15 protein-coding genes are annotated in these 11,665 nt (G+C 70.1%); 4 read left to right on the forward strand and 11 right to left on the reverse strand.

The window, feature by feature from the left end; all coding sequences use genetic code 11:
• Positions 1-54: 54 nt before the first annotated feature.
• The 6 genes from ABD785_RS10355 to ABD785_RS10380 form a co-directional block, all read right to left on the reverse strand.
• Entirely contained in the window at positions 55-591 is a 537-nt protein-coding gene (locus tag ABD785_RS10355; RefSeq protein WP_344825328.1) for an FHA domain-containing protein, read from the reverse strand.
• Between the two features lie 72 nt (positions 592-663).
• On the reverse strand, positions 664-1,869 hold the full coding sequence (locus ABD785_RS10360) for an acyl-CoA dehydrogenase family protein (protein WP_344825331.1): 1,206 nt from the start codon (positions 1,867-1,869) through the stop codon (positions 664-666).
• Between the two features lie 102 nt (positions 1,870-1,971).
• Complete coding sequence (locus ABD785_RS10365; protein WP_344825334.1) at positions 1,972-2,442, reverse strand: SRPBCC family protein; 471 nt, start codon at positions 2,440-2,442, stop codon at positions 1,972-1,974.
• Positions 2,429-2,788 (reverse strand): ArsR/SmtB family transcription factor, encoded by a 360-nt coding sequence (locus ABD785_RS10370; protein WP_344825337.1) that lies wholly within the window; start codon positions 2,786-2,788, stop codon positions 2,429-2,431. Before ABD785_RS10370 ends, ABD785_RS10365 begins: the two co-directional genes overlap by 14 nt.
• A gap of 158 nt (positions 2,789-2,946) precedes the next feature.
• Positions 2,947-3,735 carry a SigB/SigF/SigG family RNA polymerase sigma factor gene (locus tag ABD785_RS10375; protein ID WP_344825340.1) on the reverse strand — a complete coding sequence of 263 codons (789 nt, stop codon included), beginning with the start codon at positions 3,733-3,735 and terminating at the stop codon, positions 2,947-2,949.
• 76 nt (positions 3,736-3,811) lie between these two features.
• A complete protein-coding gene (locus tag ABD785_RS10380) occupies positions 3,812-4,693 on the reverse strand; it encodes a Gfo/Idh/MocA family protein (RefSeq protein ID WP_344825343.1) in 882 nt (293 codons plus the stop codon).
• 58 nt (positions 4,694-4,751) lie between these two features.
• On the opposite strand from ABD785_RS10380, the gene ABD785_RS10385 reads away from it, so the two are divergent.
• Entirely contained in the window at positions 4,752-5,372 is a 621-nt protein-coding gene (locus ABD785_RS10385) for a class I SAM-dependent methyltransferase (RefSeq protein WP_344825346.1), read from the forward strand.
• Here ABD785_RS10385 and trpS read toward each other — a convergent pair.
• Complete coding sequence (gene trpS, locus ABD785_RS10390; protein ID WP_344825349.1) at positions 5,344-6,333, reverse strand: tryptophan--tRNA ligase; 990 nt, start codon at positions 6,331-6,333, stop codon at positions 5,344-5,346. The two genes, ABD785_RS10385 and trpS, sit on opposite strands and share 29 nt — an antisense overlap.
• Positions 6,334-6,575: 242 nt before the next feature.
• On the opposite strand from trpS, the gene ABD785_RS10395 reads away from it, so the two are divergent.
• Both ABD785_RS10395 and ABD785_RS10400 read left to right on the forward strand, forming a co-directional pair.
• The gene (locus ABD785_RS10395) at positions 6,576-6,785 is read left to right on the forward strand and encodes a hypothetical protein (protein WP_344825352.1); all 210 of its coding nucleotides are present in this window, start codon (positions 6,576-6,578) and stop codon (positions 6,783-6,785) included.
• A 155-nt stretch (positions 6,786-6,940) separates the two neighbouring features.
• Entirely contained in the window at positions 6,941-8,284 is a 1,344-nt protein-coding gene (locus tag ABD785_RS10400) for a DUF2252 domain-containing protein (RefSeq protein WP_344825355.1), read from the forward strand.
• An 87-nt stretch (positions 8,285-8,371) separates the two neighbouring features.
• On the opposite strand, the gene ABD785_RS10405 is transcribed toward ABD785_RS10400, so the two are convergent.
• From ABD785_RS10405 to ABD785_RS10415, 3 genes are all read right to left on the reverse strand, one after another.
• Positions 8,372-9,256: an RNA polymerase sigma-70 factor gene (locus ABD785_RS10405; protein WP_344825358.1), complete on the reverse strand. Its 885-nt coding sequence runs from the start codon at positions 9,254-9,256 to the stop codon at positions 8,372-8,374.
• A 99-nt stretch (positions 9,257-9,355) separates the two neighbouring features.
• Positions 9,356-9,613 (reverse strand): pentapeptide repeat-containing protein, encoded by a 258-nt coding sequence (locus ABD785_RS10410; RefSeq protein WP_344825361.1) that lies wholly within the window; start codon positions 9,611-9,613, stop codon positions 9,356-9,358.
• Between the two features lie 11 nt (positions 9,614-9,624).
• Entirely contained in the window at positions 9,625-10,473 is an 849-nt protein-coding gene (locus tag ABD785_RS10415) for a pentapeptide repeat-containing protein (protein WP_344825365.1), read from the reverse strand.
• A 180-nt stretch (positions 10,474-10,653) separates the two neighbouring features.
• Between ABD785_RS10415 and ABD785_RS10420 the strand changes: the two genes are divergently transcribed.
• On the forward strand, positions 10,654-11,139 hold the full coding sequence (locus ABD785_RS10420) for a carboxymuconolactone decarboxylase family protein (RefSeq protein WP_344825368.1): 486 nt from the start codon (positions 10,654-10,656) through the stop codon (positions 11,137-11,139).
• Positions 11,140-11,165: 26 nt separating this feature from the next.
• Here ABD785_RS10420 and ABD785_RS10425 read toward each other — a convergent pair whose 3' ends face one another.
• A complete protein-coding gene (locus ABD785_RS10425; protein ID WP_344825371.1) occupies positions 11,166-11,627 on the reverse strand; it encodes a PPOX class F420-dependent oxidoreductase in 462 nt (153 codons plus the stop codon).
• Between the last annotated feature and the right edge of the window lie 38 nt (positions 11,628-11,665).

Genomic DNA, 11,665 nt, shown 5'->3' on the forward strand with positions numbered 1-11,665 from the left:
GACACCCGTCGCGCAGGACATTCCGGCCCCTGAGGAACGGCCGGATGCGGAACGTCAGGGGGCCGCGACGATGAAGGTGCTGTTGCCGAAGCCGACCTGGTCGCCGGGGCGGACCCGGCCGGGGCCGGTCAGCCGCCAGCCGTTGACGCGGGTGCCGTTCATCGAGCCGAGGTCGTTGATCGTCCAGCCGCTGGGCTCGGCGCAGATCTCGGCGTGGAAGCGCGAGACGGTGAGGTCGGTGAGCACGAAGTGGCAGCCGGGGGCGCGGCCGACCAGGATCCGGGGCTGCTCGCCCGGTGGCAGGATGAAGCGCGGCAGGCGGGGGGTGCGCCAGGCGGACTCGATGCGGGCGGTCGCGGCGGAGAACGAGGAGATGGCCCCGGCGATGCGGTCGACGAAGCGGTTGCGGTGCGGGAGATCGTGGACCAGGTCCTGGAGCTCGACCTCGTTGTGCGCCTGGAGAGCGAGCTCGACCCGGCGCTCGAAGGTGTCCTGGGACATCCGCCCTTCCGCCACGCGCTGCGCGAGATCGGCCAGGACCCGGTCACGCTGCATGTCGGAGGCCCGTAGCGGAAAAGCGGGACCGTCCATGGAAATGAGTATTCAGATCATTGACCGTGGTGTCCAGCCGGGCGGCGATCCCGGCTGGACGATCCATGACGGTCAGCGCGACAGGAGGTCGCGGGCGATGTGGGTGATCTGGAGTTCGTCGGTGCCGGCGTAGATCTGGAACGCCTTCGCGTCACGGGCGAGCTGCTCCACACGGTACTCCGACATGTACCCGTTGCCACCGAACAGCTGGACGGCCTCCATGGCCACCTCGGAGGCGGCCTGGGCGGAGTACAGCTTCATCGCCGAGGCCTCGGCGAGGGTCGGGGTGCGCCCGGCCTTCTGCATCTCGACGTGCCGGAACACCATGTTCTGCACGTTGACGCGGGCCACCTCCATCTTGGCGAGCTTGAGCTGGATGAGCTGGTAGTCCGCGATCGGCTTGCCCCAGGCGACGCGCGACTTGGCGTAGTCGATCGACAGGCGCAGGCACTCCTCGATGACGCCCAGCGCCATCGCCGCGACGCCGGCCCGCTCGGTGGTGAAGTTCGCCTTGGCGGACTCCTTGCCGCTGCCGCCGCCCTCGAGGAGACGGTCCTTCCCGACCCGGACGTCGGCGAGGAACAGCTCGCCGGTGGGGGAGGAGTGGCAGCCCATCTTGCGCAGCGGCTTGGACTGGACCAGGCCCTCCATCCCGGAGTCGAGGACGAAGCAGAGGATCTCCCGCTCGCGGACCGGACGGCCGTCGTCGAGCTTGGCGTAGAAGACGATCGTGTCGGCGTTCGGCCCGTTGGTGATGAAGGTCTTGTTGCCGTTGAGGATCCACCCGCCCTCGCCGTCGGGCCTCGCGGTCGACTTCATCCCGCCGAAGGCGTCCGATCCCGAGTCGGGCTCGGTGATCGCCCAGGCCCCGATCTTGTCGAAGGTCTGCAGGTCGCGGCCCCAGCGGATCTTCTGCTCGACGGTTCCGCGCTTCATGATGGTTCCAGCGGCGAGGCCCAGCGAGACGCCCATCGCGGTCACGAGCCCGGGAGCCACCTTGCACAGCTCGATGATGGGGATCATGCTGAACGCCGCCCCGGCGTCGCCCCGGTCCTTCTTCGGCTCGGGCGCGATCCCGGCCTTCTCCTTCTCGATCCGGGAGTCGAACGACGACGCGGCCATGTCGCGCATCCCGAACGTCGTGTACAGGCCCCGGATCAGTTCGTAGGGCAGCAGCTCGCCGGAGTCGAGTTCGTCGAGGACCGGCCGCACTTCCTTGCCGATCCAGTCCCGGACCATGTCCCGGACCATGATCTCGTCTTCTGCCCACTCGATCATCTGTCGCCGCCTTCTTGCTGGATGTGTTGTCCACCATGAATAGCAGATTCAGAAGTAAGCACTTGCTGGCGGCCCGGGGGGATCCGGGCCGCCGGCGGGTTCTCAGAGAGAGGCGAGGACGTCGGCGAGCTGGTCCATGCCCTCCTCGGCGCCGCCCTGCATCCCGTTGGAGACCATGCCGTCGCGGTCCTCGACGGTCTGGAAGACGTCGAGGCCGACATAGCGGGTCCGGCCGCCGGGCAGCTCCTCCAGGGTGATCGTGGTGAGGCAGATGTGGCCGATCATCCCCTCCCACTCGAAGGTCTGGACGATCCGCTCCGGGGAGACCTCGTGGAAGACGCCGCGGAAGGCGAACTCGCGGCCCTCGTCGTCGGTGAGGTGCCAGCGGTAGCGGCCGCCGTGGTGCGGCTCCCAGATGTCGACCTCGGTGGGGCGGCCCTTGCTTCCGATCCACCGGCGGAACAGCTCCGGCTCGGTGCAGGCCCGGAAGACCAGGTCGCGGGCGGCGTCGAACTCGCGGGTCATGACGATGTCCTGACGTCCGGGCTCGATCACGAACTCAGTCTTGCTCATCGTTGTTTCCTTTCTCGTGTGCTTGCTCCTGGAGCGCCCGGAGCTCGTCCTCCAGGCGGTCGAACCGGCCGTCCCAGCCCGCCTTGTACCGCTCGATCCAGGCGGAGGCCTCGGTGAGCGGGGCGGTCTCGAGGCGGCACGGACGCCACTGCGCCGTGCGGCCCCGGGTGATCAGCCCGGCCCGTTCGAGGACCTTCAGATGCTTGGAGACGGCCTGGAGGCTGATGTCGAAGGGCTCGGCGAGCTCGTTGACCGTCGCCTCGCCGGCCGCGAGGCGGGCCAGCAGGGCCCGCCGGGTCGGATCGGCCAGGGCGGAGAACGTCAGGCTCAGCGCGTCGTCCGGCATCGCGGCCTCCCTGCCTCTCGCCGGTCTCTTGTATTCAACCTGATGGTTAATCAACCATCAGGTTGAGTATGCCTCCTGAAGGGGCGCCGGGTCAAACCGCGCATGAGAAAACCCCGCCGGTGCTCGTGATCACCGGCGGGGCTGGTCGTTCCGGGTTCTCAGCCCTCCATGAGGGTGCGGAGCTGGCCGAGGCTGCGCGAGAGCAGACGGCTCACGTGCATCTGGGAGATGCCGAGCTCGGTCGCGATCTCCGACTGCGACTTGTTGGCGTAGAAGCGCAGCAGCACGATCCGGCGCTCGCGCTCGGGCAGCCGCTCGAGCGCGGGGCCGAGCGCGTTGCGGCCCTCGACCAGCTCGAACGCCGGGTCGAGGCGGCCGAGCATGTCGCTCTCGGCGCGGTCGGAGTCGTCGTCGATGGGGGAGTCGAGCGAGACGGTGTTGTAGTGGTCGCCCGCGGCGAGCGTCTCCAGCACCTCCTCCTCGCTGACGCCCACATGGGCGGCCAGGTCCGCGACGGTCGGCGCTTTGTGCAGCGTCTGGCTCAGCTCGACCCGGGCCTTGTTGACGGCGAGGTGCAGCTCCTGGATGCGGCGCGGCGGGCGCAGGGCCCAGCTCCGGTCGCGGAAGTGGCGCTTGATCTCGCCCAGCACGGTCGGCCCGGCGAAGGCGGCGAAGTGGACGCCGCGGTCGGGGTCGAACCGGTCGACGGCCTTGACGAGCCCCAGCATGCCGACCTGGTACAGATCCTCGGGGTTCTCACCGCGTCCGCCGAAGCGCGAGGCCATCCGGCGCACGTAACCGTCGCACATGACGACGACCTCCTCGCGGATCCGAGCACGGCGCGGGTCGTCCGCTTCGAGGGAGGCCATCAGGACGAGGCGCTCTTCGATGAGGTCGTGGAGCTTGCCAGCGTCGGTCTGCTCGGGGGGCGTCAGCGTCGTCGTCATGGCGGCGGTCTCCCCCGAAAACCGGACTTGTACCTCGTGATCGAAAAAATTTCGCGATCTACCCGAAAGGGCCAGGTCAGGACAGGGATGTGACCACTTTCTCGCAGAGCTCGTGGGTGAGGAGGGCGTCATTAAGGCCGGGATGGCGGCCTTCGAGGAACTCCGTGCAGATCTGCTCGAAGCCGCGCTGGTTCGCGACCGACGCCCATCCGTCGATCGGCTGGCGGGCGACCGGGCCGTGGTGGTCGATCACGTCGGTGAGGTTGAGGATCTCCCGCTTGCGCCCGCGGCCGGACAGCTCGAGCTTCTCCTCCTTCGATCCGCCGAGCCGGTGCATGAGGCCGATCGCGGTGAAGCCCTCGCCGGTCAGCGTCAGCGCGACGTGCTCCAGCACCCCACCGGAGACCCGTCCCGAGACGTGCGACCCGCGGATCGGGCCCGGCGCCAGGAACCGCAGCGTGTCGGCGACATGGATGAAGTCGTCGTAGATCACCTCGCGGACCGGGCCGGACCCGGACGGCTGGTTCTTCTGCAGGACGATCAGGTCCCTCGGATGATCGAGCGCGCCCGTGTAGGCGGGGGCGTGGCGGCGGTTGAACCCCACCATCAGCGGGACGCCCGCCCGGGCGGCGTGCTCGACCAGTTCGCGCGAGCCTTCGAGGGTGGTGTCGAGGGGCTTGTCGACATAGGTGGCGACGCCGGCGTCGAGCAGGCGGGGCACGACCGTCAGATGGGCGGTGGTCGGGACGTGGACGAACGCCGCGTCGATCCCCGACCCGATCAGTTCGTCGAGGGTGGTGAACCGCCGGTCCGAGGGCACCCGGTGGGTGTCGGCGACCGCGTCGAGGGTGAACCGGCTCCTGGTCATCAGGTGAAGATCGAGCGGCCGGGCGGCCAGGGTGGGCAGGTAGGCCTTGCGGGCGATCCCGCCCAGCCCGATCACGGCGACTCTCTTCACCCTCCGAGCCTATGAGGACTCTCGACCCGCCGCGCCCGTTCTGACAAGATCACCGGCCATGCCCTTCGACCATAACGATCACTACCATCCCCTGCTCCTGCGCCAGATACCCGAGGGCGCCCGCACCGCCCTGGACATCGGCTGCGGCTCGGGCCTCTTCGCCCGCCGCCTGGCCGCCCGGGGCCTGGAAGTGGACGCCCTCGACCCGTCCGCGGAGATGATCGCGATCGCCCGTGCCGAGGGCGGAGGCCCGCGCTACGGGGTGGCCGACGTCACCGGCGCCGAGCTCCCGGCCGGCCACTACGACGTGATCAGCTGCCTGGCGAGCCTCCACCACGTTCCGTTCGAGACCGTCACGCGGCTGCGTGACGCCCTGGCGCCCGGCGGAGTGCTGATCGTCCTGGGCTGCGCGGCCGAGCGCTCCAGGACCGACTACGCCTGGAGCCTGGCGGCCGTCCCGGTCAACGCGGTGATCCGGCTGAGGCACCTGCTGACCGAACAGGGCCCGTCCGTTCCCGCGCCGCCCGTGAAACCGCCGCTGATGACCTTCGACGAGATCCGTGCCGCTGCCGCGGCACGGTTGCCCGGCGCCCGCATGCGCCGCCTGCTGTTCTGGCGCTACCTGCTCGTCTACCGCTCCCTCCGGCCCCTCAGTAGACCATCGACATGGCCGTCCTGACCTCGGCGAGGGTCCGTTCCGCGACGGTCCGGGCGGCCTCGTTGCCCTCGGCCAGGACGGCCCGGATCCGGTCGCGGTCGGCGGCGAGTTCCGCCCGTCGCCTGCGGAGCGGCGCGAAGAAGCCGTTGACCGCGTCGGTCAGCAGCGTCTTGAGCCGGGCGGCGCCGCCGTCACCGATCTCCTCGGCCACCGACACGGGGGAGCGGCCGAGGCAGAGCGCGGCCAGGTCGAGCAGCCCGGAGACCTCGGGACGGCCGGCCGGATCGTAGGTGATCCGGCGGTCGGAGTCGGTCTTCGCGCCCCTGATCAGCGCGGCCGTCTCGTCGGCCGTCGCCGCCAGGGAGATCGCGTTGCCGCGGCTCTTGCTCATCTTCGTCCCGTCGGTGCCCAGCAGGAGCGGCGCCTCGGACAGCAGGGCCTCCGGCTGGGGGAACAGCGGCCCGTAGCGTTCGGAGAAGCGGCGGGCGATCGTCCGGGTCACCTCGAGGTGCGGGAGCTGGTCCCGGCCGACCGGGACGAGCCCGGCCCGGCAGAAGAGGATGTCGGCGGCCTGGTGGACGGGGTAGGTGAACATCAGCCCGCTCGTCGAGCCCTGCCGCGAGTGGCCGATCTCCTCCTTGACGGTCGGATTGCGGCTCAGCTCGCCCACGCTGACCAGGCTCAGGAAGGGCAGCATGAGCTGGTTCAGCTCGGGCACCGCGCTGTGCACGAAGATCGTCGCCCGGGACGGGTCGATCCCGGCGGCGAGGTGGTCCAGCACCAGGTCCTCGACGTGCTCGCCGAGCCGCTCCGCGACGTCCCGGTCGGTCAGCACCTGGTAGTCGGCGACCACCACGAACAGCTCGGCGCCCGCCTCCTGCAGCCGGACCCGGTTGCGCAGCGTCCCGAAGTAGTGGCCGAGGTGCAGCCGGCCGGTCGGCCTGTCCCCGGTCAGCACCCGGGCTTCCTTCACGGTCTCCATCGTGTCTCTCCTCACAGGGCTCGACGGCCCCACGGGAGATCCCGGAAAAACAAAAGAGGCCGTCCGGACGAACGGCCTCACGGGCATGCGCAGGGGACCGCTCCTTAGAAGGAGCGCCACCAGCTGCGACACGACCCGTTGCTCATGCCCGCACTCTACCCGCTCCGAGCCGCCGGCCGATGATCTTTTCCGGATGGGAGGCGCGGTCGTGGGTAGGAGCGGAAGTGACGAAGGGGGAGAAAATGGCAGTTGACCAGGAGAAGAAGCGGCGTCTCGACGAAGTCGAGAAGGACCTCGAGGGACTGCGAAGGCAGCTCCAGCCGCCGCCGGACGAGCCTCGCGACTTCGCCGACGCGGGCGCGGACCTGAACCAGCGCGAGGAACTCGCGGGCCAGATCGAGGTCATGGAGAACGAGCGCGACCGGCTCCGGACCGAGCTCGGCCTGGACTGAGCTCCGGGAACGGCTCGGCGCCGGGCGGCGGTCCTCGGGACGGGTCGCCGCCCGGCCGCAGGACGGAGTTCGCCCGGTGTTTTGACGCGAATGGACGATCAGGTCCGGTCCATGCGCGAAGATTCGGGACGTAGGCAATCCCGGAAGGAACGCACGTGAGTGAACTCGTCGCCGCGCTGAAGCAGCGTGATCCGAAGGAACGTCAGGCCGAACTGGTGGAGGTGCTGGTGGAGGCGTTCGCTCCGCTGATGGAGCGCTCTCCGGCCGAGTTCCGGCGCCGGTTCCGGAAGATGGCCTCCGACCCCTTCGCCTTCTACCGGGGCAGCGCGCCGATCTTCTACGCCGACATCGTGCACGACACCGATCCCTGGGCGGACGAGCGCACCGGCAGCGTCTGGATCCAGGGCGACCTGCACGCACAGAACTTCGGCACCTACATGAACGACGACGGCGTGTTCATGTTCGACGTCAACGACTTCGACGAGGCCTACCTGGGCTCCTTCGACTGGGACGTCAAGCGTCTGGTGGCCAGTCTCGCCCTGATGGCGTGGAGCAAGGCCATCTCCGACGCCGACATCACCCGGATGATCGAGACCTATGTGCGGGCCTACGTCGACCAGGTGCGGTTCTACGTGCGGTCCGAGCCCGACGAGCAGTGGGCCCTCACCTTGGACTCCGCGTCCGGGCACGTCCGGGAGGTGCTGATCGAGGCGATCTCCAGCACCAGGGTCGACCTGCTGAAGCGGCACACGGTGGTCGAGGGCCACGAGCGGCGGATGCAGGACCGTCCGGGGATCCGCCGCCTCGACGACGCCGAGCGCGCCATGGTCGAGGCCGCCTACGCCGCCTACCTGGAGACCATCCCGCACGACAAGCGGTTCGGCAGCTTGACCTACAAGATCAAGGACGTGGTCGGCGCCTCCGGTTTCGGCATCGGCTCGGCGGGGCTGACGGCCTACAACATCCTGGTGGAGGGCCAGACCCAGGCCCTGGAGAACGACGTCATCCTCTCCCTCAAGCAGGGCAACGTCGCCGCGCCGTCGCGGGTCGTCACCGACCCGCGGGTGGCGTCCTACTTCAAGCACCACGGCCACCGCACCGCGCTGTCCCGGCGGGCGCTTCAGGCCAACACCGACCCGTGGCTCGGCTACACCGAGATCAACGGGGTCGGCTTCGTGGTCCAGGAACTGTCTCCGTACGAGGCCGACCTCGACTGGTCGAGCCTCACCGAGCCCGACGACATGCTCCAGCTCCTGGACGACCTGGGCCGCGCCACCGCGAAGATCCACTGCGTGTCGGACGGCGACTCCGACCACACCCTGGTCCCCTTCCAGGTCGAGGACGCGATCAACGCCGCGATCGGCCCCGACGAGTCGCAGTTCGTCGCCGCCATGGTCGCCTTCGGCCACGGCTACGCCGAGGTCGTCCGCCGCGACCACGGCCTGTTCGTCGACGCCTTCAGAGAGAACCTGATCCCCGGCCTGACCTCGTCGGCCTGATCCATCCGCCCATCGGGGAACCGGTCCCGCACGGGGCCGGTCCCCGGGGCGCCGCCGTCCCCTCCCGCACCGCCCGAAGAAGACGACCTAGCGGCTGACGGGGGTCTCGTGGTCCATGCGGGAGAGTTTCTCGGGATTGCGGACGGCGTAGAGGCCGGTGATGAGGCCGTACTCGACGCGGACGGCGAAGACGGTGTCGACTCGGCCGTCGAGGCGGAGGACCAGGGTCGGGTGGCCGTTGGCCTGGGCGGGCTGGAGGGCGGAGGGGCCGAAGCGGCTGAGCCCGGCCGCCAGGAGGGCGACCTCGGCGGAGCCGACGATGGGAACGAGCGCGGCCTGCGCGAGCCCGCCGCCGTCGCCCAGGAAGACGACGTCGGGTGCGAGGACGGCGAGCAGGCGCCGCGTGTCGCCCGTTTCGGCGGCCCGCCGGAAGGCCTCGAGCACGTTCCGGGTCTCGGCGGCGGAAGCGGTCCCGCGCGGCCGCCGCGCGGCGACATGGGCCCGTGCCCGGTGGGCGATCTGACGGACCGCGGCCGGGCTCTTGCCGACGGCCTCGGCGATCTCCTCGTAGCCCACGTCGAACACCTCGCGCAGCACGAACACGGCCCGCTCGGTCGGCGCCAGCGTCTCCATGACCAGCAGCATCGCCATCGAGACGCTGTCGGCCAGCTCGACGTCCTCGGCGACGTCGGGCGCCGTCAGCAGCGGCTCGGGCAGCCAGGGACCCACGTAGGACTCCCTGCGGCGGCTCTGCGCGCGCAACCGGTCCAGCGCCTTCCGGGTGGTGATCCGCACCAGGTACGCCCGCTGGTTCCGCACCGGCCCCAGATCGACGGTCGTCCACCGCAGCCACGTCTCCTGCAGGACGTCCTCGGCGTCGGCGGCCGACCCGAGCATCTCGTAGGCGACGGTGAACAACAGGTTCCGGTGGGCCACGAACGCCTCGGTCGCCGCATCCACGTGTTCGCTCATCGTCCGCTCCCGCTCGCTCACTCCTGATCGCATCACACGCACAGGACGCCGCCCGCCTCCTCCGTGTGACAACCCGGCGCTCGGCCGACGGCCCGATGATCAGGGTGTCGGGACGGGGCCGAACTTCGTGTTCTCATCCGTCGTCGCCACCTTCCTCACCTCCGCCTCCGTCAGCCCCCGTACCCCGCGGAGGTCGGCCCCGCGCAGGTCCGCGCCGGGCAGCTGGGCGCCGGAGAGGTCGGCGCCGGTCAGGTTCGCGGAGGTCAGCTTCGCGCTGAACAGGTAGGCACGGGTGAGGATGGCGTGGTTCAGGTCCGCGCCGGTCAGGTTCGCGAAGTTCAGTCTCGCGCCGTCCATCCTGGCGTTGTTCAGGTCGGTCCGGGACAGGTTCGCGGACTCCAGTAGGCACGGGTGAGGATGGCGTGGTTCAGGTCCGCGCCGGTCAGGTTCGCGAAGTTCAGTCTCGCGCCGTCCATCCTGGCGTTGTTCAGGTCGGTCCGGGACAGGTTCGCGGACTCCAGGTTGGCGGAGGTCAGGTTCACCTCGTAGCTGATGAAGGACGTGGCGGGCGTCCGGATGCCGTGCAGATCGAGTCCGTGCGTGTGGTCGACGGGATCGGCGGGCCGGCGGGCGAGGACGTTGAGGGCGGCGGCGACATCGGTGTCGGGTTCCTTCGGCAGCTCGGCGTCCTCGACCTTGGGGCCGGGGTCGTGTTCGCGGACGAAGGCCGCGAGGACGTCGCGGATCGCGATGCGGTCGCGATCGGAGTCCCGGGCGATGCGCTCCAGGGCGTAGACGGCGGCGATGCGGACTTCGCGTCTGGACGAGCCGAGCTGCTCGACGGCCTTGGTGTACCGCTCGGTGACCTGTCCCTGCTGGACGGTGGCGAGGTTGTCGCGTGAGGTGCGCAGCTCCTCCTGACCGGTCCGCCAGGTGATGAAGGCCAGCACGATGCCGAACAGCAGCACGAGGCTGTTGATCCACTGGTGGCTACCCTGCCATCTGCGGTCCCGCCGGGCGTCGTCCCTGGCCCGCTCCCGTTCGCGCTCGGCGTCCCGGCGGGCCTGCGCGGCCTCGGCGCCCTGACGTTCGAGGGCGAGGAGTTCCAGCCGCTTGTCCAGCGGGAGGGCATCGATCTCGCTCTGGGTCAGTTCCCTCGCCCGCGGTCGCGGCTCGACCTCGGACGTCGTCGGCGCCGGGCCGGAAAGGTCGCTCATACTGCATCAGACGCGCAGGGCCCGCCTCCCGCTCACCTGTTTCTCCCGCGTGTGACGGTTTCCGCCGGTGGCGCACGTCACAGCCGGGGGCGTCACGCGGGACGGGCCGGGGGCGTCTCGTGGTCGTCAGAGGCCGCGCGAACGACCGCGCGGCCGCGCACCGCGAGTGAGGACCAAGTCATGGAACCCCGTTTCGACCTGATGGCCAACGAGACCGGAGCCAAGATCGGCAAGAGGTTCGCCGCGACCAGCCTGCTGATCCAGCAGTCGTCGCTGCCCAGGGCCACCCAGGAGCTGATGATGCAGCGCGCCAGCCAGATCAACGGCTGCGGCTTCTGCCTCGACTTCCACACCAAGGACGCCGCCGCCGCGGGGGAGACCGCGGTCCGCCTCCACCTGGTGGCGGCCTGGCGCGAGTCCACCGTGTTCACCGAGGCCGAGCAGGCCGCCCTGGCCCTCACCGAGGAGGGCACCCGCCTCGCCGACGCGCGCCCGGGCGTCTCCGACGGCACCTGGTCCCAGGTCAGGGAGCACTACGACGACGACCAGATCGCCGCTCTCGTCTACCTCGTGGCCATGATCAACGCTGCCAACCGGCTCGGCGTCATCCTCCACATGAAGGGCGGCTCCTACGAACCCGGCATGTTCGCCGCCGCGGCCGGCTGACCGGCGGAGCCGTCCGCTCCGCCGGATCAGCCGCCGCTGATGTCGAGGGCCGTCCCGTACAGGCGCTCGACTCCGAGGCGGATGACGACGCGCCGCTCGGCGACCTGCTGTTCGAAGAAGGCTCGCTCGTCCTCGGGCCGGGCCTCCTGGGGGAGCATCGCGAGGAGCTCGCGGGTGGTGGCGTCGCCGGGCTCGGCCGCGACGGCGGAGAGCTCGGCCTGGCCCTCGGCGACGGCGAAGGACCAGATGTCGGGGCCCTGGACGTGGACGGAGGCGCGGGGGTCGCGGCGCAGCTGCTTCAGCTTGACGCGGTCGGCGGTGGTGGAGAAGCGCACGATCCGGTGCTCAGGATCCCAGGCGTAGAGCATCGTCGTGAGATGGGGGTGGCCGCTGCGCTTGTTCGTCGCGAGCGTGCCGAAGCGCCGGGAGGCCAGCAGCGCGGACAGGGCCTCGTCGGACAGCGGGCGCGGGGCGGGTCCTTGTGTCATGCCGTGATCAACATCAGCAGCGATCTTCGCATTCCACC

The organism is Actinocorallia longicatena (assembly GCF_039534125.1).
In the GTDB taxonomy this organism is placed as follows: Bacteria; Actinomycetota; Actinomycetes; order Streptosporangiales; family Streptosporangiaceae; genus Actinocorallia; species Actinocorallia longicatena.